The sequence below is a fragment of the Anabaena sp. UHCC 0399 genome (assembly GCF_034931465.1).
GTDB classification, from domain to species: domain Bacteria; phylum Cyanobacteriota; class Cyanobacteriia; order Cyanobacteriales; family Nostocaceae; genus Trichormus; species Trichormus minutissimus.
In genome coordinates this window covers 11,600-32,335 of the sequence record NZ_JAYGGZ010000058.1, presented here as the reverse complement: position 1 = coordinate 32,335, position 20,736 = coordinate 11,600, and the positions used below count along the sequence as shown (strand labels likewise).

Here is a 20,736-nt window from a genome sequence, read left to right as displayed (position 1 = left end):
ATTAACAAATGCTAAACATATCTAATCTTAACGTTTACTACGGTGAAAGCCATATTCTCCGCAACGTAGATTTAACTGTACCAAATGGGCAAATGATCTGCCTAATTGGACGTAATGGTGTAGGTAAAACAACCCTACTCAAAACAATTATTGGATTACTCAAACCTCGCAGTGGTACTATTAACTTAGCCGGGAATTTAATCAACTCCAAATCACCAGATCAAAGGGCGAAAATGGGAATTGGTTATGTTCCCCAAGGACGAGAAATTATTCCGCGTTTGACAGTTAAAGAAAATCTGCTGTTGGGATTAGAAGCTAGACAGAAACAGGTTAAAAAAGCCGAAATTCCCGAAGAGATTTTTAGCTTATTTCCGGTGTTAAAAACCATGTTGTCGCGGATGGGTGGTGATTTAAGTGGTGGACAACAACAACAACTAGCGATCGCGCGTGCTTTAATGGGACAGCCTCAACTACTCGTCTTAGATGAACCCACGGAAGGTATTCAACCCTCAATCATCCTGGAAATTGAAGCAGCAGTCCGCCGCATCATTGAAACCACAGGCATTTCTGTCTTACTAGTAGAACAACACCTACACTTCGTCCGCCAAGCTGATTATTACTACGCGATGCAAAAAGGTGCTATTGTTGCCTCTGGTTTAACTGATGAACTGAGTCAGGACGTGATTCAGAGGTTTTTGGCAGTTTAAACTTTGTGTCTCTGTGCCTTAGTGGTGAAAAAATTTTGAACCACAGAGACACTAAGACACGGAGAGAAGAAGGCTTTTGATTCGTTATGGTTACTGTTTATGTCTAAGTTCTTCCGCGCTAATGTTGAGGCAATGGCTAGCTATGTTCCTGGGGAACAGCCCCCACGGGGTACACAAATCATTAAACTCAACAGTAACGAAAATGCTTATCCTCCCTCACCAGCAGCATTAGAAGCACTGAAAACTATTGATGGTGAATCGTTACGGCGTTATCCAGAACCCTTTGGCGGACAATTTCGCCAAGCTGTCAGTCAAGTCTTAGGAGTTCCCAGTGATTGGGTAATTGTCGGTAATGGTAGCGATGAAATTTTGAGTATAGTCATTCGCGCCTGTGCTGAACCTGGACGCAAGGTAGTTTATCCGATGCCGACCTATGTCTTATATCGCACATTAACTGAGATGCAGGCGGCGGAAATTCTGGAGATTCCTTACCAAGAAGATTACAGTTTACCTGTGGCAGAATTAATTGCCGCAGATGGGGCTGTGACTTTTATTGCCTCACCAAATAGTCCTTCTGGTCATGTTGTCCCGAAAGATGACTTACGAAAACTAGCGAGTAGTTTATCTGGGGTGTTGGTAATTGATGAAGCATATGCAGACTTCGCTGATGAGAATGCGTTGGATGTGGTGCAGGAATACGAAAATGTGATTGTGATTAGAACCTTATCTAAAGGTTATTCCTTGGCGGGATTGCGTTTAGGCTTTGGCATTGCCAATCCCAAATTATTGCCAGGATTGTTTAAAGTCAAGGATAGTTATAACATTGATGCGATCGCCTGTGCAGTTGGTACAGCTGCTATCACTGACCAAGCTTATAAAAATGCTTGCATTGCCAAAATTAAAGCCTCACGCCACAAATTAATGCAAGACTTAAAGCAATTAGGCTTTCGGGTGTGGGATTCTCAAACCAACTTCTTACTAGTCCAGCCTCCTCAAAATAACACCGAATATCTCTACCAAAAACTCAAAGCACAAAAAATCCTCATCCGCTATTTCCCACAGCCAGGGTTAGATGATAAATTACGCATCACCGTTGGGACTGATGAGCAAAATCAAATCTTAGTTACAGCATTATCTAAGGAAGGTTTGTAGTAAGGACTTCAGTCCTTATTTTTTCCGACACGCTATGCGTTGGCGTAGCCTCTCTTCGTTCTCGTCTCCCTTTGGGAGACGAGAACGAAGAGAGGACTAAAGTCCTTACTACGAACTTGATAACAAGAATTTTACTGACTAATAACCACCCGAAAACCGCAAATTCTTAATCCCCCGTCTGACTCATTCCAACTGCGGCTAGCACTGCGACATAGTTCTGCACCAAAGTTCCAAGAACCACCGCGCAAAACTCGCCGATATATATCACCGCCTTCTTCCCACACACTACCGTCAGTGGGTGCGCCATTATAATTGTTGTGCCAAGGGTCAGCGCACCATTCCCACACTAACCCGTGCATATCATACAATCCAAAGGCGTTGGCTACCCGAAAACTCCCAACATCTGTTGTTTCTTTGCGGTGGCGGTTTTTGGCTTCTGTGCTGTAACTCTCGCTGCTGCTAAAGTTAACTAAGTCAGAGGTGATGGTTTCGCCAAAGTGAAAAGATGTAGTTGTATCAGCGCGACAGGCGTATTCCCATTCGGCTTCACTGGGTAAACGATAATCACGTCCAGTTTTTTCTGAGAGTCTGGCACAAAATTCTACGGCTTCATGCCAAGATACATTTTCCACTGGTCGGTTTTGACCTTGAAATTTAGAGGGGTAAGGATTTAGAGGTTGGTTGATTTTGGGTAAAGCGGCGACCGATCGCCATTGGGCTTGTGTAATCGGATACTTACCCATAAATAAAGGTGCGATCGCTACTTCATGTTGTGGGCGTTCGTCAGCATCTCCTTCAAAGTTGGGCGAACCCATCATGAATGCACCCCCAGGAATTTCTACCATTTCCAGGGTGATGTCTTTACTGATGACTTCTAGAAAGAATTGGGTAACATTGCGATCGCGATTTACTATACGTCCGCCTGTATCTACCGTCACCACCTCAAACTCACAGGTTTTTAAAGGTGGTAGTGGTATTTTGGTTTTTTGTAAGGTTGGCGGTAATGGTACTAGTGTCGGTTGATTAACTAACAATATTTGCGTTTCAATATCAGGCAGAGTTGTACCTTTTAAGTCGTTTAAAGCTTCTATCGCTGATTGATATCGATCATTAGGTAAATGCTGAATTAATTTATCTAAAACTTTGCTTAAATTATCACTAACAATAATACCTTTCTTCTCTAAATAATCTTGCCACAGCCACTTAGCATTCATCGGATCATAAAGACCATCATCAATATGTCCATAAAGATTTTGTTGGGGCAAACATTGAGTTAAAAGACGTACACAAGTTACACCCAAAGCATATAAATCACTAGCAGGGCAAGCAAACCCTGCCATTTGTTCAGTGGGGGCATAACCAAGGGTATAAATAACTGTCGCTTGTCTAGCTATACTAGTTTGTGTAACTTGTTTAGCACCACCAAAATCTATTAATACTAGTTTGCCATCACTATCACTGCGAATAATATTCTCTGGTTTAATATCCCGGTGGATTACATTACAAGAGTGAATAAAATCTAGAACTGGTAACAAATCCAACAAAACTTGCCGAATTTTGGCCTCATCAAAGGGCTGTTGCTGCACCTCTTGTAAGAGAGTTTGCCCTTGAATAAATTCCTGCACCAAGTATAAGCTTGAACCTTGTTCAAAATAAGCCAATAATCGGGGAATTTGACTATGATTTTCTCCCAGTTCATATAACCGAAAGGCTTCTTCTTTGAAGAATTCGGCTGCTTTGCTACGTTGTCCCGTTCCCTGAACTTGGGGAAAGAATTGTTTGATGACGCAAGGCGCATTTAATCTGTCTACGTCTTCAGCCGCGTAGGTTTTACTAAAGCCACCTTCACCTAATAGCCACAACACACGATAGCGGTTTCTCAGCAATTGGCCAAAGCCGCTTTGCCCGCAAGTCATGCAAAATCTATTGCCATCAGGGTTGAATGGATTTGAGCAATTGGGATTTTGGCAAATTTGCATAATGAGGTGAGGAGAGCATATTTTCCAAAGTTAGCCCCAATATTATCGAATGGGAAACTGATATTGAAACAAATAAAGTTTTATGATTGATATGTGTATACTGTTATCAAAGGATACACATCAAACATTTTGATTTATTCGTTACTTTTTACTGATTGCTCTATATATTAGCAACCATATTTTTATGGATAAAATAATAATATAACTAAGCTGTTTAACTTGTCAATAGTATTTCAATATAGTGATTGTTTATCAACTTATTCGGGTACAAATCAATACTTGTCGCTTAAGCTAAAAATATTAAATCATGTAGGTTGGGTTGGCATTAGGAAACCCAACATTTACGTACTTTTGTTGGGTTGCGCTGTCGCTTAACCCAACCTACAAAAACTCTTAACAGCATGGTATTGGGGTACAAATAGGTTTTTATTGACTAAGTATAAAAATATAAGTTATTGGCATGATGTTAAATTTAAACCCACCTTGTTAAAATTTGGTAATTTTGATACAGCCAGATGCAAGTTATTTCCACGGCTGAACTGACTTAAGCAGGCAAAAACAATGCAGTCGTGAGCCGTTATAGGAAAAGTGATCCTTAAGTGAACTGTTATCTGATCTAAAACAGAAAAACTGCACATTTTTCTGATCATTAACTGAACTGTTCTCAGATCCTATACTTCATTTTATCTATGTGAAATAGTAGAAATGTGGGTGCAACTTATTGGGACTGGGTAAGCCACTAAGGAGTTGCACGGCAGAACATCAACTTAACACGGATAAGAGGATCAGGTTATGTCTCCTACTCTAAAAACCCTGGCGATAACAGCGATAACACTGGTTTTAGGAATGCAGAACTCAGCAACAGCCTTGGTTAAGCCATCCATTTCTGTAAACGACGCAGTAACTACTAATCCTAGCAACCAGATACCCAAACAGCCAAATGTAATTGCTCAAAACTATACCTATTGGGGACCCGAAAGAGATTTCACAATTAAGATGCCAGGTAGAATCAAAAGCAATACAAACGATCAATTAACATCTGTAAGTTCTAATACCAACACCGCATACACGATTCTGCACAGAGATTCAGCAGCAGTGGCTCAGTTAACTCCTTCACAAGTTCGGCAAGTTTTGCGTAGCTCAATGCTGGAAACTATAGGTCTTACTGGCCTAGTGATTAGAACTACTAATTATCAAATTGAAGGATATCCCGGCTTAGAACTAATCATACAACACGCCGATGGCACGCTGGGAAAATATCGCGCCTTTGCAGTTAATCAGCGTCTCTATTTTATAGGAGCCATAACATCAAATCAATTTAGTAGAGAATCCACTAATTTCTTTGATTCTTTCCGCGTTTATCCTGAAAGGATTCGTTACTCAAATGCTGGTGTTTATTAATAAATAGCTGTAATATCTCTCAAAACCAGTAATTCACAGTGAGTTAGATGTAGGTCGGGTTGAGGAATGTAGACCCGGAGGGGCTTGCCATCGGCTAACCCAATAAAGCTGGGAAATGTTAGGTTTCACTCTGTTGAACCAAACCTACAAATTTTATTAGCTGATTAGTGTTGTCTTAAAACAAATAAGTCATAGTGAGTTAGTTTCAGGAGTTGCAAGGTGTATTTTATTCACCCATTATCACCATATGATGTAGAGCCAAATTTTTGGCAGAAATTGAAATTTATTGACTGGCTAAGAATTTTTCTGAGACTAGTCAAATCTGATCACAGTCAAAAATTCAGTATAATCCAAGCTTTATCGGCAATTAGAAAGTATGGACTATTCTTATTGTTACTTCAAAAATACCCCAATACGAGAATAGTTCCTACTCAAGAAATTGATGCGGTTTTACACGCACACATGGCTAATGTTGATCAATTTGAAAGAGATTGCCGAAAACTATTTAATGTTTCTCTTTTCCACATTCCAGAATTTGGGCTTCGAGGAGACAATGAACGTTTAGAATGGCAATTAATTTTTGCTCAAACTCAGGAACTATTCGAGCTAAATTTTGGGCAAGATTCTATGGGGAATTCTCCACCTGCTTGTTGTGAAATTCTCTTGAGGTATACATAATTAACTTGCGTCTAGAATTATTCTGCTCCCGTCGGGTATCTTGTCAATCTGGCATGGGTGAGAACCACCCATGCCTTCAAACTCCTTACCCTTGTGGGTAGAGGGTTTTAAATTTCCATATCTAATGTTTGTAGCAAATTTTCTGTTTCTTCCATTTCCGTTAACATTCCCAGTTTTTCAAAATTCTCTAATGCTTTATTTGCCCACTTTTGAGCATCAAATAAGTTACCTTTTACCTTCGCTAGAGAATATAGTGAGCGTTGACAAAATGCAGCACGGCTTTTGTCTTCATTAGCTTCAGCAACTCGCAGTCCTTCCATGAGAAGTCGTTCGGCTTCATCTAATCTTTCTTGTTTGATGGCAATTTCAGCCAACCAATTTTGTGTACAGAAGATAGCGCGTATCCATCGCATCTGTTGTGCAAGTTCTAGGGTTTGTTGAAAAATAATTCTCGCCTGTTCATATTTTTTATATTTAAAGAAAATTTCACCTTGATAATATTGAATTTGGATTAATTGCCGCGATCGCTCCTCTTCATCTAGCTGTTTTTGTTCTAGTAACTCCCTGGCTTGAGTTAGCCAAGTCTGCGCCTCATCCAGTTTTTGCTGTTGAATGCGTAACACGGCGATATTTCTAGCCAAGCACAACATAAATAAGGCTTCTTGATAGTGACGTAATTCCCAAGCCTTGGTAAATAATTCATCTGCTGCTTCTAAATGCTGGAGTCTACCTAGGGAGGTGAGAGTCCAAGCGCGATCAACCATGACTTTGGCTGTAACTTGCCAGTCTCCACGTTGTTCTGCGGCTTGAATTAGCCATGCTGTCCAAGTCAGGCGATCGTCCCAATATCGCAAGCGATTCTCCCTTCTACCCATCACATGGGTGTAAGGCTCTATATTTTGCCAAAACTGCCACATTTCGGCATATCGACCCTGAACCATACACCACTCAATCGCAGCTTGTAAATTTTGCCACTCCTCTTCTAAACCATCAAACTTTCCTTGCCAGCCTTTAGCATCTTGTCCGGCATAACCTTGAGAAAAATTTAAGTACCAACTAATCCACCTCTCCCTTGCCTCCCATTCAAAATCAGGGTAAGCATTGAGTTCAGCTTGGGCATACTCACGGGTTAGTGGTAGCATACTGTAGCGATTATTGTCCTGTCTGACTAAGGAAAGGTTTCGCAATTGGGCTAAATCTGCATTGGTTATACAGGCGTTAACTTCTGGAACTGCAACTTGTACGAGTGCATCTTGTAAAGGTGGCATCGGAAACAGTGCTAGTGCCATAAGTAACTTATGAGCTGATTTCCCTATAAGTGGATTAACGGAAGTTTCAAAGCAAAACCGGGCAACATCTCCCCTCGGTTCAGATATTCTTCCCAATACTTCTTTCATAGAATAGCCGTTAGCTAACTGACCAATTGAGTAGGTAATGGCTACCGGAATACCTCCTGTTCCTTTATAAAGTATTTGACTATCTTGGTCACTCAGAGAAACACCCTTTTCTTGAGCTTCATGCTTAATTAAACACAAACCATCTGATTCTGGCATTGACGTTAACCGCACGGGGACAAACAAAATTTGTTCGCGGGTAGTAATGATCGCTTTTACACTTGGTGGTAATTCATGGAGAAAAGCCAATATATCCTGCTGATTTTCTACAGTCTCCAAATTATCAACAATTAGCAATGTGCGTTGACAAGATAAGGCTTCTTTAATTAACTCTAATTGCTCTTCAAAACTCACCCCTGTAATATCTAACTCATCTAATATCCGCGCCATCTGCCGAAAAATATCTTGCAAAGTCCTTTTAGGAGCTAAACTTGGCAGTAAACCAAAGGGCATCAAGTAAGATTGTTTGGCTGAGGTAAAAATAATAGTATCAAAGGTAGGCATACCCAAGAAAGCTTCGTGCTTTTCACTGGCGTGCAGACAGAGATAGGCTGCTTCTAAAACAAGGGTTGTTTTGCCTACGCCACCAATACCATCAACGCTAATTAAATGTGCTGAATGTGTGGGTGAAAGTAACTTCAAAAGCCGAGTAATTTCTTCTTCTCGCCCAACAAATGTATTACAACTACGCGCAGGTAAGTTTTGACGTACCTGTTTAGGGGGGATAGAAAAAGGCAATGGAGGTAGTTCTATAGGAGTATCAATCTTGCGTTCATTATCCAGTTCCTTTGATAATCTTTCTAACGCTGATAGCACTGTATTGATGCGGATTCTTTGCCCTGTCGTGACTGATAATAAATGCCAAAGTTTTGGGCAAAAGACTCGCTGTACAGTGCCGTCAGCAAATCCTGTAATCTGAATATCTTTTAGCCTATTCCCCTGCAAAACTTGCTCTAGAATAGACCTTTGCTCATCTGTCAAAGGTCTTCCTGTTTTGGAGACAACTAGAATATTTGCCACTCTTATAAGTTTTGATATTTTTTCAGCGTCCATATATTTGCCGGAAATAATTCCTTGTAGTGAGCTTAACTTAATTTTGAAACTAAATGATCTCTTGAATAAAATGAATTTCTAAAATGAAAATGTTGAATATTTTGAATTTAAAAGTTGAATAATATGAGCGAAATTTAATTTGTAAAATAGATAAAGCCTCTGATATTGTATTAATAAAGGTTACTTTGTTTTTGATAGTTTGTAGTAAGGACTTTAGTCCTTAAAGGATGCGTGGAAAGTCGTGTTCGGGTTAGCTTCTTTGCAGGAGAAGGATACCAGAAAATTCTCTCTCTACCTCCTCTTAGAAAAATCAGGACTAAATTCCTCTCTACGTTCTCTTCTCTTCTAGAGGCTACGCGAAGACTACGAACTTGCTAATCCATCAATTTAAACTTGATGCACTACTACTGCTAGGACAAAAATGTTAAATTTTTTTATAAATACTCTGAAATTCATAGTTGCTGTATTAGTTTTTTTGGGATTAACTCCTTTGGGAAAGGTGAATGCTGAAGATTCCCCACAAGTTTCAACCACCGATAAAAGCACTAATTCCCTTCCAGAAATTAATCAATATGCTCAACTAGATGCTGCGCCAGTTACCTCAGTGAATCAGCTTTCTGATGTGCAACCCACTGATTGGGCATTTCAAGCATTACAGTCGCTAGTTGAGCGTTATGGGTGTCTGGGGGGATACCCAGATGGGACTTTCAAAGGGAATCGCGCCATGACTCGCTTTGAATTTGCAGCCGCCTTAAACTCTTGCATAGACAAAGTTAGTCAACGCCTGAGTGCTGAGATTACAGACTTAGTTACTCAAGAAGATTTGGCGACTTTGCAAAAGCTGCAAGAGACATTTACCACAGAACTTGCTACCTTGAGGGGTAGAGTTGATGCTTTGGAAGCACGTACCGAACAGCTAGAACAACAACGGTTTTCCACCACCACAAAACTTAATGGTCAGATAATATTTGCTGCGACAGATGCTTTTGGGGATGCTAGCCGTAGTGGAAATGGGGATGAAAGTAATCTCACGTTTTCTAGTCGGGTGCGCCTTAACTTTGATACCAGCTTTACAGGAAAAGATCGGCTACGTGTAAGACTTCAGGCGAGTAATGTGGTTAATCCAATATCACCGGGAAATGAGGCTCGTTTAAGCTTCCAATCTGGTAGTGATGCAACTAATGATGTTTTCCTCAGTAAGCTGGAATATGATTTTCGTTTAAGTGAGACAATCAGAGTTCTAGTTGGTACAGGTTTTAATACTTACTTTGATGATGCGGATGTGATTAATCCTCTACAAAGCGATGGGGATGCTGCTCTTTCTCGCCACAGATACAATACAATCTACCGCTTGGGTGGAGATACAGGCGTAGGTGTGACTTTTAAGCCAAATGGCAATTTCAAAGCAGAGATGTTTTATTTAGCGGGTAATGCCAACAACCCTACTAGCGGACTATTTAACGGTAAATATGGTCTATTGGGACAGATTATATTTTATCCCAACGCCAAAGACACAGATACCAAAATTGCCTTCACTTACGTCAATGCTTACAACGAGAACGGTTTAGGACATAATACTGGCAGTTTAGCCTCTAACTTGGGCGGTAGAAAAGTTTCCTCTAATTCCTATGGGATTGAAACGAATGTCAAAATTAATAATGGCCTGCAAGTTGGTGGATGGGTAGGCTATACCAATGCACGGGCTTTAACTGGCGATGTCAAAGGTGATGCTGATATTTGGAACTGGGCTGTGACTCTAGCCTTTCCTGATTTGGGTAAACAGGGGAATTTGGGCGGAATTATCGTGGGGATGCAGCCTAAATTGACTAGTTCTTCAGCAGAGTTATCAGGCTTACCTCGTCGTGATCCCAATACAGGACTTCACATTGAAGGGTTTTATCGGTATCAAATCAACGACAGAATCAGCATTACGCCTGGTTTGATTTGGCTGACATCACCAAACCACAACGAGCAGAATGGTGACGTTTTTGTGGGAGTAATTAGGACTACTTTTAAGATATAAGGAAGGGAACACCAAAAAATAAATTATCCGCAATTGATAATTGGGTAGGGTGCGTCAGTATAAATAATTTCTGAGTATAGTTAGGTTCTATCGCACTGACGCACCCTACAGTTTGGATATTTTTTTATCTGGAAGTCCCTAAACAACATTGTGTAAGAACCCCGATTTGATTAAAAAAGTCGGGGTTGTAAAATCATCAGTTTTTATTTTTTCAAAGGTTATTATTTTTTGCAAAAAACATTACTAGTAGTATGTTAAAAACATCATAACTATACTAGAATTATTACGTAAGTAATATTTGCTAAAAAGTGGGCGTAACTTCAATCTAATTCGTAATAGCCTACGGCAAAGTTTTCCATTACGTAATTTTTGGGCTTAATATCCCCACTTCTATAAAAGTTATAAATTTAGCTCCTCGATTTATTAAAAAAGTCGGAAATCTGAACCTATCGATGTTTACAAATTTAAAAATATCTCATTATTCAGTGTGTAATTAAACTAAATTTAGAGGCGAATCAATGGAAGTTTACTGCACCCGTCCAAGTTGTACAAAACCTGAAAATACTATTCCAGATGAATGTTTAACTGCACGCGCTGCAACAGAAATATGTTGTGCTAATTGTAAAATGCCATTGATTTTACAGGCGCGTTTTGTAGCTATAGATTTATTAGGAAGTGGCGGATTTGGTAGAACTTTTAAAGCCAAGGATATTCTTAGAGCTAATGATCAGATATTCTCTCGTAATATCCGTGTAATTAAACAGTTACATCCGATAAATCATCCTGGACAAATATTAACTCCTTCAACACTGAACTATATAGAGGAAAAGTTTGGTGAAGAAGCAAGTACTTTGGAAGAACTGAGACATCAACAGATACCCAGATTTTGGGATTATTTTCATGAGGAAGTTAATGAAGAAACAGGCCGTGTACAAAAGTTTTTTTATTTGGTGCAGGATTATATTGCAGGACATAATTTAGATCAAGAACTCCAGCAGAAGGGAAAATTTGCAGAGGATGAAGTTATAAATATTCTCAAGGAAATTCTCAATATACTAAAGTATATCCATAATTATGACGGTACTCATGGAGTTATACATAGAGATATCAAGCCTGCCAATATCATGCACTGTAGCTATGATGGGAGGTTATATCTAATAGATTTTGGTGCAGTTAGACAGATAGTACAAGGATTACCTGTTGATACAACATCTATAGTCTTAGATGCTCGTTTTGCACCGCCTGAGCAATCCCGTGGGGAAAAATTATCTTCTGCATCAGATTTATATGCTTTAGCAACAACGTGTCTCTCTTTATTAACAGGAAATAAAAATCCTAATCGGCTGCTGTTTAAGTCAAAATTGAAAGAGAATTTACAGATAAAGGATCAGCATTTTGCCGAGGCTTTAGATAAAATGCTGCAATACGAACCGGAAGATCGTCCTCAGTCTGCTCAAGAAGTTCTGGATATTTTGTCTGCTGAACTTAAACCAGATTTGCTTGCTACTCAAGCACCTGCTCCAAACTCACTTTCTACTCAAACATCTAATCCAGATCCGCATCCTCAAGTTTCTTGGTTTAAGAGATTTAGTAATGGGGTAGAGCGACTTCCTCAACGTTGGCGTTCGATAATAGGTTTTAGCTGGCCATTTTTTTTAGGAATAGCGATCGCAGTTGCTGTCCATCCTAAACCTCCTGAGAAGCCACCAGTTAAACCACCACTACCTAATTCCCAATACTTTAGCAGGGGGGAAGAAGCATTAATTCCTCCCAATCCAAAAGTAATTCCTTCTCCTTCGCAATGCTCAACAGCTTACGATTACAAGAGACAAGGGATGGAAGCTTTCGCGAACAAAGATTTCACACAAGCTGAAAATCATTTCAACCGAGCTAAACAGCAATTTAAACAAGCTGCTCAGACAACAACGTGTGAAGTTGATCCAGAGACAGTAATTTACGCATATAATGCCACAGTTGCTCAAACTCCATCAAACCTTAGTCTGCCCACAATTGCAGTTGTGATTCCAGGTTACTCTGACCATCGTGAGATTGCATTAGAAATATTGCGTGGTGTAGCCCAATCTCTCAACGCCGATCAACCATTATTCCAAATTCTTATAGCCAAAGAAAATATTGACGGTGATCAAATTACTCCTGAGAAAGTAGCTACGTATATTTCTCAAAAAAATATTCCCGAAGATAGTGATTTTGTCAAAAGTGAAATACTAGGAGTTATTGGTCATTATACCAGTATTAACACTTGGAAAGCAGGAAAAATTTATGGCGCAGCACAACTTAGTGAAACAGAAAAACTTGTGCTGATTTCACCTACAAGCACTGCCATTAGGAAACCTAATATTCTTGATCCAAGTAAAGATTTAAATCGATATGTCTTCCGTACAGCTTCTAACGATGCCTTAGCTGCTAGTGATTTAGCTAAATATATGTGGGATACGTTGCGAGTGCGTAAAGCAACGATTGTTTATGATCCATCCGATGGATATAGCGATTCTCTCAGACGAGAATTTAATGAGTATTTAATACGTAACGGAATAAATCATAATAATCATATTCAGTATTGTAGTTTAATTACATATACACCAATGCTTTGCATACAGCAAGCAAAAATTCCACCAGCAGCAGAAGCATTACTATTATTTGCTAGTCGTGATGCTTTAGATATAGAAATAGACATTATTAACTTAGGAAATCAACAATTTAAAATGCTAGCAGGAGATGTTTTATATAGTCAAAAAATATTGGATCTCAAAGAAGCTGCTAGTGGTATGATTATTGCTGTTTTTTCTCATAAAGACATTGCTACTCCTCAGTTCCGTCAAAAAGCTGAAGACATTGGGTGGATCAAGGATATCACATGGAGAAGTATGAGTTCTTATGATGCAGCACAGGTATTTGTTAAGGCTTTGACTGACCTTAATGGTAAGAGTAATAAAACTCGTCAAGATATATATAGTAAGTTGAATGAACCTAACTTCTCAACTTTGGGTTCAACTACGGAGGTCAAATTTTATGATGATAAGGATAAAAAACACGAACATGATCGCAAGTTAGTTAAAGGTGTGGGTGTTTTAGTCAAAGTTAAGGAAATTACCCCTGATAAATATGGCTTTGAGTTGGAGCAAACACCAGAGAGAAATAATCCCTAACAAGTCTTATTAACTTGCAATTGCATTGTGTAAATTGTTCGCAAATACTAGGAAAATTATGTCTAGAAAACGCTTATCTCTCAAAGCTTCTCAACGTGGAAAACAACTTATCCAGGAAGCTAGGACGAAAAAAAATGACCAAGCCAGAAAAGACAGAATTAAGGAAAAAGGATGGATTGAGCCAGGTTGGGATATGGAAGCAATATTTCTTAAGGAAGCCAGTAAAATTTTAGAACCGCATCGAGACTGGGATAATTTTGGACCGTACGCTGTAGGGTTAGCGACTTGGAGACGCTTTAAGGAAGCAAAATGTCAGATTACGGCTGAAAATTTTATTGCTTTTTGCCAAGTATTGGATTTGAACTGGGAAGAAATCAAAGAAAATGAAACAGATACCAACAGAGATTTGAGCGAAGCACCCTCTCTGGCTAAGTTTTATGGACGTACCCAAGAATTAGATCAACTTCAGCAACAGATCATCGCACAAAACTGTCGATTAGTTACAGTTTACGGCATGGGAGGAGTTGGTAAAAGTGCCTTAGTTCGCCATTTAGTAGAAAGAAATGAAATTGCTAAAAGATATGATTTCGTAATCTGGCTTCCTCTACAATCAGCACCTCCATTTCCAGAAATATTGATAAAACTTGTACAGTTTTTATCGAGAGGTGAACAAGAAACAGGCAATATTGATCAAATCATGCAGTATTTACATCGTCAAAGATGTTTGATAGTGCTGGATGGTTGGGAAGAAATTATTGGCAATCATAGTGAAGATTATACAAACTATAATTTATTTGTAGAGAGAGTTGCTAAAGAATCTCACAAAAGCTGTTTATTATTGCTGAGTAGAAGAAGACCTAAAAATATTGAAAGATTAGAAGGTCAATTTGTTTACTCCAAAAGATTGGGAGGGTTAAGTTACGAAGATGGACAAGAATTTTTAAGAACAGAAGGTTTGTCAGGTACAGATAGTGAGATAGAAGAACTTAGCAGGCGTTATAACAATCCGTGGATTCTGAAAAGAATTATTGGGAGTGTTAATAGTTCATTCGGTGGTGACATATCAAACTTTATGATGCTCTCAATTTTTGTTGATGAAGTCACAACTGACTTCTTAGATAGACAATTCCAAGCCCTCTCACAAGCAGAAATAAATTTGATTTATTGGGTAGCTATCAGACGCAATACAGCATTATGGAATCAATTGCTACAAGATAGTCGGCAATTGTTAACTGATAGTCATTTACTCCAAACTTTAAATGATTTAATTAGTAGGCATTCTTTATTGGATATCAATAAAGAAGAAATTCCAGTGATTTATATACTAGATCCGGTAATTTTGAAATATAGCACCAAGCGATTTATTTTCAAAACTTGTGAACAGATTAAACAAGTATTTACAAGTGGTGTTATTAATGGTTCTGAACTGTTTATCACCCATAATTTTATTACAGAATATCCAAAAGATGAGGAACTGAATCAAGAACAAATTAGACGATTTGTTAAACCTATTCAACAAACTCTATTGGCTCAATTTCGTAGTCAGCAGCACGTGGAAACTCAACTGAACAAGGTTATTTCTCTATTGGAAGCTCAAGGATATACCTCTAAAAATATCTCACATTTGCTTTCTGCTTTTGAATAAATAGAGTTTCAATTTTAAGAGGTTGTTTGAAAAGTTTCAAGAGGTATAAAAATGTCATTCTGACTGGAGCGGAGCGTAAGGTTCGCGAAGCGTTCCGTAGGAAAGAATCTAGGCTTTGTGGCACATACACCAGATGTTTCATTCCGCTACGCTGCATTCAACATGACAAAGAAACAGACTTTTCAAACACCCTCTAAGAATCTCTCCCCTATCCCCTGTCCCCTGTCCCCTGTCACCTGTCCCCTGTCCCCTATTCCCTCTTATCTCCCAAGGCGCGAATTGATTCAGCTATGACAGCAACCATTGCAGAGGCGACAATTAATAAAACACTTAAAGCATTAATATCAGGTTTAACGCCTGTTCTAATACGACTAAAAATTTCCATTGGTAAGGTATTATAACCGCTACCAGAGGTAAAACTAGAGATAAGAAAGTCATCTAAGCTGAGGACGAATGCTAGTAAACAACCTGCAACAATTCCTGGCATTAATTGTGGTAGTAATACTTGAATAAAAGCTTGTACTGGTGTAGCACCTAAATCTAATGCAGCTTCTTCTAGATGGGGATCTAAATTAGTGAGTCGGGAAGAAACGACTAGTCCGATATAAGCTATACAAAATACTACGTGAGCAGCTACAATTGTCCATAAACTCAAGGGTATAGCGAAGGCTGCCAGAAAAACGAGGGTGGCAACAGCGATCGCAATATCGGGAATAATTAAGGGTAGATAAGCAATACCACGATAGAGCTTTTTCCCAAAAAACTGATAACGCGCCAAGCCTACCGCCATCAAAGTTCCTAAGACTGCGGAGACACTTACCGCAGACATGGCGACAATTAAACTATTTTTTAAAGCTGAGAGAATGCGATCGTCACTTAGTAATTTGGTGTACCAATCGAGGGTGAAGCCTTGCCAAGTTGCACTGTAGGGTGATTGGTTGAAGCTATAAAACCCTAGTACCAGAATCGGTAGGTACATAAACACAAACATGACTACTGAGAAAACCGCTTGCCATGTGACAAACGGTTTTTTTCTAGATGGAGATATATTCACGTTTTGATTATTCTTAAGTATGGCAGTATAAAATATATTCGACTTGACAGCAAACGTCAATATTAGATATCTCCAGAAACCTTGTAAAGATGTAGCTTTCTACGTCTCTACAATCTTTTTTACCAGATGTCTAACAGATTTTCTGTAGAAACGACAATTTATCCCGTCTCTCTAATTGTCAAAACTCAAAAAACCTGTATTTTAAGGCTTTGAAAGAGTAAAGATGAGAAAACACATCAATAAAACTCTAATGATGGCAATATACTATCCAATTCGTTAATTTTAAAGTTTTTCCTAACAAAAATACCTAAATTACCACTCCAATAGTTTAGATTGACTTGGTGCAATGATGCTCTAGAGAAATTACAATGCAACTTCTCTAGAAACGCGATTATTTTTGTAAATTACTGACTCGTATTTTTAATGTACATAAAATACTAATCATAAGACAAATATACTGTATAAGGAATAGGGTAATTTCCCTACTAGGATAGACGAGTAATTAAGAATTTAAAGCATAAGATTTAGGGGTAATGAATTTAAAAAATTTGTGTTAAAAAATGGTTTCTAGTGCGCCCTAAATTAACCGCAAGCACTCTGGAAACTATAAACAAACACACCTAATTCAAATCTTAGTTTGTCGGAGGTTTGTGATGAGAATTGCTCAAATAGCCCCATTATGGGAGAGAGTACCCCCGCCTGCTTATGGCGGTATAGAGTTAGTGGTGGGGTTATTAACTGATGAGTTAGTCCGACGAGGACATGAAGTAACACTGTTTGCTTCAGGAGATTCTATCACTTCAGCCAACCTAGCATCAGTTCATCCCCGTGCGCTCAGGCTTGATTCTAGTATCAAAGAATATGGCATTTACGAAATGCTACAACTAGGTTCAGTATATGAACGTGCAGAGGAATTTGACATTATTCATTCGCACATGGGCTGTGCATCATTGTCTTACAGCAAACTGGTGAAAACTCCTACGATTAACACTCTACATGGCATTTTTACCCCTGACAATGAAAAAATGTTTCAATATGCGAAAAGTCAGCCTTTTGTGAGTATTTCTGATGCCCAACGGGAACTCAGATTAGGACTCAATTATGTGGGAACAGTTTACAACGGCATTGATGTTAGTAGTTATAAGTTTTATCCCCAACCAGATGAACCGCCGTATCTAACCTTTTTAGGTCGGATATCTCCAGAAAAAGGCACACATTTAGCCATAGAAATTGCTAAAAAAGCTGGTTGGCGATTAAAAATAGCCGGTAAAGTAGACGTTGTTGATGTGGAATATTTTGAAAAAGAAGTTAAACCATTAATTGATGGTCAGCAAATCGAGTATTTAGGCGAAGCAAATCATATACAAAAAAATGTCCTGATGGGAGGTGCAGTAGCAACCTTATTCCCCATCACCTGGCGAGAACCATTTGGTTTAGTCATGGTTGAATCAATGGCTTCAGGTACACCAGTTATCGCCATGAAACTCGGATCAACTACAGAAGTAATTGCCCACGGTAAAACGGGTTTCTTGTGCAATGATGTCGAAGAGTGCGTTAGTGCGATCGCTAAAGTTGCAGATTTAGACCGTTATGCTTGTCGGGAGTATATCGAAAACCGTTTTAGCCTCCAAGCCATGACTGATGGCTATGAAGAAGTTTATCGGCAAATTCTGCAAAAGAAATTTGCTAATAATGGGCGTCTCCGCAGCACAGTAATTTTAAAGTAAGGACTGGGGACTGGGGACTGGGGACTGGGGATTGGGGAAATAAAAAGAAGTTTTTTGTTTGTCTCCTTTGTCTCCCTTATTTCCCTTTTCTACTATCTTCTTTAATTTAACTTGGCTCTAATTGTCTCAATGCGTTGACGATTAACGCCCAAATCACTCTGACCTAAACGGGAAGCCGATCGCACATGAACTACATTAGTATTGCGATCAGCATAAAACTCTACATCATCTACAAATCCCAGCAAAGCACTCTGAAATTCTGCATATAAATAATCTTGTGTTTCAGTAATAATTTTGGTACGTGGTAAGGACTGAATGATTGTTTTGAGATTAGCGATCGCAGCTTCTGGTGTTGAAGTAAAATTCAAGGGTGCAATTTGATGAACTGCATCTGAACTTTGACTAGAAACACAATTAGGAGAACTAGGACAAGCAGCTAACTTACCTTCGCGCACACCTAAATTATTTGGTCGTTTACCTGCAAGCATAATTGAGTATTGGGTATTGGGTATTGGGGATTGGGGACTGGGAAGTTAAATAATAATCTTTTGATTTTTGACTTTTGACTTTTGACTTTTGACTTTTGACTTTTGACTTTTGACTTCTTCAGTGGTGGCTGTAACGTGCTACTATCCATAGACAATAACGCTCTAATCCTACCAAAGTTACTGTAATCCCGACCGCTAGGGCAAATAAAAGTAAATTATCGACATTACCAGCTTTTAAAGCAAAACTAAGGGAAGTAGAAACGGCTGGGGGGTGCATTGCATCTAACATAATCATTAATGCGATCGCAATTACCATCGCTAGTCCCCCAGAAAGATAGCCCCCACCTAGGACAAAATAGGTGATAAACCCGATAGTTGCTGCCATCATTTGGGCAAAAACTAGGGTACGTACAGTATTTGTACCATGAAGAGGATCTAAATAAATCAGAAATGCACTGGAAGCTAGAGAAGCAAATAGCAATCGCTGCTGGCTGAGAGTTTCTACCAAGAACATCACAATCAACACTATCAAAGTTGGTGCGGCAACTAGGGCAAGTTCTCCTTGAATATTGAGTCTGCGTCTAATTGACCTATTAGCCCCCTGTAGGGGTTTTAAGCTAGAACGTTGTTTACTCATTACTTAAATAAATACTGCTGGGCAAAATGTAAGACTTTGTTCTGATGGCTGCTTCTTGCTAATGAGAGGTTTTAGAGATTGACTGGTGTAAACTACGCCTTTAGTAATAGAAAAAGATAATCTCAAGGCAGAGTCAAAAATCGGTCATGCGATCGCTTTATGATCCGGTAAGTACCACTGAGGCGAAAATCATGACCCAGACAATTACTATTAATGACAATCAACGCTTACAACTCCAACCTCTAGAAATTCCCACCCGTCTGCTACTGGGGCCTGGCCCTTCTAATGCCCATCCCACAGTTCTGCAAGCGATGAGTACCTCTCCAGTAGGGCATCTTGACCCAGCTTTCTTAGCTTTGATGGATGAAATTCAGTCTCTGCTACGCTACGTTTGGCAAACTGAAAACCCCCTCACCATTGCTGTTAGTGGTACAGGTTCGGCTGCAATGGAAGCCACTATTGCTAATGCTGTAGAACCCGGTGATGTCGTGTTAATTGGTGTGGCTGGTTATTTTGGTAATCGTCTGGTAGATATGGCTGGAAGATATGGCGCAGATGTCCGCAGCATCACCAAGCCTTGGGGACAAGTCTTCTCACTAGAAGAACTTCGCACCGCCTTAGAAACCCATCGTCCAGCAATTTTGGCTTTAGTTCATGCGGAAACTTCCACCGGCGCACGTCAACCATTAGAGGGAGTAAGTGAATTGTGTCAGGAATTTGGCACACTGCTATTAATAGATACAGTCACAAGTTTAGGCGGTGTCCCCATATTTTTAGATGCTTGGGGAGTAGACTTAGCCTATAGTTGCAGTCAAAAAGGCTTAGGTTGTTCCCCTGGCGCGTCTCCTTTTACCATGAGTTCCCGCGCAATGGAGAAATTGCAAAAACGCCGTACTAAGGTTGCAAACTGGTATTTGGATATGAATTTACTAAATAAATATTGGGGGAGTGAACGCGTCTATCATCATACAGCCCCGGTTAACTTATATTATGGACTGCGGGAAGCATTGCGTTTAATTGCTGAAGAAGGACTAGCAAACTGCTGGCAACGCCACCAAAAGAACGTAGAATATTTGTGGCAACGTTTAGAAGATATAGGATTAAGTCTGCACGTAGAAAGAGAATATCGCTTACCCACCCTTACCACTGTGCGTATTCCGCCTGGCGTGGATGGTAAAGCAATTGCACGGCAATTACTCAATGAACATAATATTGAAGTTGGCGGCGGCTTAGGTGAATTAGCCGGTCAAGTCTGGCGTGTGGGACTAATGGGTTTCAACAGTCGTCCCGAAAGTGTCGACCGACTCATAGAAGCATTGCAGAAAGTTCTACCCAAGCAGTAGGAATGAGTGCGAACAGTGGGATGAATTGAGGTAAGCAGGGGAGGTCGGGGTGCAGGGGCGAGTGGCAACACTTGTCGGTTAAGCTAAAAACATTAAATCAGGTAGGTTGGGTTGACATTAGGAAACCCAACATTTACGGACTTTTGTTGGGTTGCGCTGTCGCTTAACCCAACTTACAAAAACTGAGGTTGCAAGAATTGATGAGAAATCTGAGTTAATGTATCGTCTGACGTTGCCAATGTATCGCCTGACGTTGCCAATGTATCGCCTGACATTGCCAATGTATCG

General features: G+C 39.6%; 14 protein-coding genes. 9 read left to right on the top strand and 5 right to left on the bottom strand.

What is annotated here, in order from left to right; translation table 11 throughout:
- Positions 1-8: 8 nt before the first annotated feature.
- Positions 9-707: an urea ABC transporter ATP-binding subunit UrtE gene (gene urtE, locus VB693_RS24400; RefSeq protein ID WP_323268525.1), complete on the top strand. Its 699-nt coding sequence runs from the start codon at positions 9-11 to the stop codon at positions 705-707.
- A 99-nt stretch (positions 708-806) separates the two neighbouring features.
- Positions 807-1,859 carry a histidinol-phosphate transaminase gene (hisC, locus tag VB693_RS24395; protein WP_323268524.1) on the top strand — a complete coding sequence of 351 codons (1,053 nt, stop codon included), beginning with the start codon at positions 807-809 and terminating at the stop codon, positions 1,857-1,859.
- A gap of 131 nt (positions 1,860-1,990) precedes the next feature.
- On the opposite strand, the gene VB693_RS24390 is transcribed toward hisC, so the two are convergent.
- On the bottom strand, positions 1,991-3,838 hold the full coding sequence (locus tag VB693_RS24390; protein WP_323268523.1) for a bifunctional serine/threonine-protein kinase/formylglycine-generating enzyme family protein: 1,848 nt from the start codon (positions 3,836-3,838) through the stop codon (positions 1,991-1,993).
- Positions 3,839-4,630: 792 nt separating this feature from the next.
- On the opposite strand from VB693_RS24390, the gene VB693_RS24385 reads away from it, so the two are divergent.
- Together VB693_RS24385 and VB693_RS24380 are read left to right on the top strand one after the other, a co-directional pair.
- Positions 4,631-5,239, top strand: coding sequence for a hypothetical protein (locus VB693_RS24385; RefSeq protein WP_323268522.1), 609 nt, complete (start codon positions 4,631-4,633; stop codon positions 5,237-5,239).
- 219 nt (positions 5,240-5,458) lie between these two features.
- Positions 5,459-5,917: a hypothetical protein gene (locus VB693_RS24380; RefSeq protein ID WP_323268521.1), complete on the top strand. Its 459-nt coding sequence runs from the start codon at positions 5,459-5,461 to the stop codon at positions 5,915-5,917.
- A gap of 107 nt (positions 5,918-6,024) precedes the next feature.
- Here the strand turns inward: VB693_RS24380 and VB693_RS24375 are convergent, their stop codons facing one another.
- On the bottom strand, positions 6,025-8,331 hold the full coding sequence (locus VB693_RS24375; RefSeq protein ID WP_323268520.1) for a tetratricopeptide repeat protein: 2,307 nt from the start codon (positions 8,329-8,331) through the stop codon (positions 6,025-6,027).
- 454 nt (positions 8,332-8,785) lie between these two features.
- Here VB693_RS24375 and VB693_RS24370 point away from each other — a divergent pair, with 454 nt between their 5' ends.
- The 3 genes from VB693_RS24370 to VB693_RS24360 all read left to right on the top strand — a co-directional run bounded on the left by VB693_RS24370 (position 8,786) and on the right by VB693_RS24360 (position 15,199).
- Positions 8,786-10,387: an iron uptake porin gene (locus VB693_RS24370; RefSeq protein WP_323268519.1), complete on the top strand. Its 1,602-nt coding sequence runs from the start codon at positions 8,786-8,788 to the stop codon at positions 10,385-10,387.
- Positions 10,388-10,905: 518 nt separating this feature from the next.
- Positions 10,906-13,554 carry a bifunctional serine/threonine-protein kinase/ABC transporter substrate-binding protein gene (locus VB693_RS24365; RefSeq protein WP_323268518.1) on the top strand — a complete coding sequence of 883 codons (2,649 nt, stop codon included), beginning with the start codon at positions 10,906-10,908 and terminating at the stop codon, positions 13,552-13,554.
- A 58-nt stretch (positions 13,555-13,612) separates the two neighbouring features.
- Entirely contained in the window at positions 13,613-15,199 is a 1,587-nt protein-coding gene (locus VB693_RS24360) for an NB-ARC domain-containing protein (protein ID WP_323268517.1), read from the top strand.
- Between the two features lie 250 nt (positions 15,200-15,449).
- Here the strand turns inward: VB693_RS24360 and VB693_RS24355 are convergent, their stop codons facing one another.
- The gene (locus VB693_RS24355) at positions 15,450-16,253 is read right to left on the bottom strand and encodes an ABC transporter permease (protein WP_323268516.1); all 804 of its coding nucleotides are present in this window, start codon (positions 16,251-16,253) and stop codon (positions 15,450-15,452) included.
- Between the two features lie 653 nt (positions 16,254-16,906).
- Here VB693_RS24355 and VB693_RS24350 point away from each other — a divergent pair.
- The gene (locus VB693_RS24350; protein ID WP_323268515.1) at positions 16,907-17,980 is read left to right on the top strand and encodes a glycosyltransferase family 4 protein; all 1,074 of its coding nucleotides are present in this window, start codon (positions 16,907-16,909) and stop codon (positions 17,978-17,980) included.
- A 101-nt stretch (positions 17,981-18,081) separates the two neighbouring features.
- On the opposite strand, the gene VB693_RS24345 is transcribed toward VB693_RS24350, so the two are convergent.
- Positions 18,082-18,471 carry a DUF1499 domain-containing protein gene (locus VB693_RS24345; RefSeq protein ID WP_323268537.1) on the bottom strand — a complete coding sequence of 130 codons (390 nt, stop codon included), beginning with the start codon at positions 18,469-18,471 and terminating at the stop codon, positions 18,082-18,084.
- A gap of 115 nt (positions 18,472-18,586) precedes the next feature.
- Positions 18,587-19,105: an HPP family protein gene (locus tag VB693_RS24340; RefSeq protein ID WP_190701396.1), complete on the bottom strand. Its 519-nt coding sequence runs from the start codon at positions 19,103-19,105 to the stop codon at positions 18,587-18,589.
- A 191-nt stretch (positions 19,106-19,296) separates the two neighbouring features.
- Between VB693_RS24340 and VB693_RS24335 the strand changes: the two genes are divergently transcribed.
- The gene (locus VB693_RS24335) at positions 19,297-20,448 is read left to right on the top strand and encodes an alanine--glyoxylate aminotransferase family protein (RefSeq protein ID WP_323268536.1); all 1,152 of its coding nucleotides are present in this window, start codon (positions 19,297-19,299) and stop codon (positions 20,446-20,448) included.
- Positions 20,449-20,736: the final 288 nt, after the last annotated feature.